At 50.5% G+C, this 1,386-nt stretch carries 1 protein-coding gene; it reads right to left on the bottom strand.

Annotated features, from left to right (window positions below; genetic code table 11):
• A partial coding sequence (locus NL647_RS27090; protein ID WP_253650915.1) for an Ig-like domain-containing protein occupies positions 1-1,386 on the bottom strand: 1,386 nt, incomplete at both ends.

The raw sequence follows: 1,386 nt of genomic DNA, 5'->3' as shown, positions 1-1,386 counted from the left end.
CCAACTTACCATCCACGATGGTAACGGTGCCTTGCTCTGCTGGTACCGATGCCGCTGTGATAGTCAGCGTATCGTTTTCTGGATCGCTGTCGTTTGCAAGCACATCAATAGTAACCGCAGTATCTTCATCTGTTGTAACAGTGTCGTTGACTGCCACTGGTGCGTCGTTGACTGGATTAACCGTCACCGCAACCGTTGCATCGTCACTTAGCTGACCGTCTGAGATGGTGTAGCTAATCGTTGCGTCGCCATTGAAGTTTTCGGCAGGCGTAAACACCAACTTACCATCTACGATTGCAACGGTGCCTTGCTCTGCTGGTACTGACGCATTGGTAATGGTTAATTGGTCATTCTCTGGATCGCTGTCGTTCGCCAATACATCGATAGTAACCGCGGTATCTTCATCGGTAGAGACCGCATCGTTCACCGCAACAGGTGCATCGTTCACTGGGTTAACCGTCACCGCAACTGTTGCATCGTCAGTTAACTGACCATCTGAGATGGTGTAGCTAATCGTTGCGTCGCCATTGAAGTTTTCGGCAGGCGTAAACACCAACTTACCATCCACGATGGTAACGGTGCCTTGCTCTGCTGGTACCGATGCCGCTGTGATAGTCAGCGTATCGTTTTCTGGATCGCTGTCGTTTGCAAGCACATCAATAGTAACCGCAGTGTCTTCATCGGTAGAGACCGCATCATTCACTGCTACCGGCGCGTCATTCACAGGATCAACCGTGATCGCAACTGTTGCATCGTCTGTGAGCTGACCATCTGAGATGGTGTAGCTGATGGTTGCATCACCATTGAAGTTTTCTACAGGTGTGAAGACCAGTTTGCCGTCAACAATCGTCACCGTACCTTGCTCTGCAGGTACTGACGCCGCTGTGATAGTCAGCGTATCGTTTTCTGGATCGCTGTCGTTTGCAAGCACATCAATAGTAACCGCGGTATCTTCATCGGTAGATACCGCATCGTTCACCGCTACCGGCGCATCGTTAACTGGGTTAACCGTCACCGCAACCGTTGCATCGTCTGTGAGCTGACCGTCTGAGATGGTGTAGCTAATCGTTGCATCACCATTGAAGTTTTCAGCTGGCGTAAAGACCAACTTACCATCCACGATGGTAACGGTACCTTGCTCTGCAGGTACTGACGCATTGGTAATGGTTAATTGGTCATTCTCTGGATCGCTGTCGTTTGCAAGCACATCAATAGTAACCGCGGTATCTTCATCGGTAGAGACCGCATCGTTCACCGCTACCGGCGCATCGTTAACTGGGTTAACCGTCACCGCAACCGTTGCATCGTCTGTGAGCTGACCATCTGAGATGGTGTAGCTAATCGTTGCGTCGCCATTGAAGTTTTCAGCTGGCGTAAAGACCAACT

This window comes from Vibrio sp. Y29_XK_CS5 (genome assembly GCF_024181835.1).
Classification (GTDB): Bacteria; Pseudomonadota; Gammaproteobacteria; order Enterobacterales; family Vibrionaceae; genus Vibrio; species Vibrio harveyi.
Note: the sequence above shows the minus strand (reverse complement) of the source record. Positions and strands in the feature narration are given on the sequence as shown.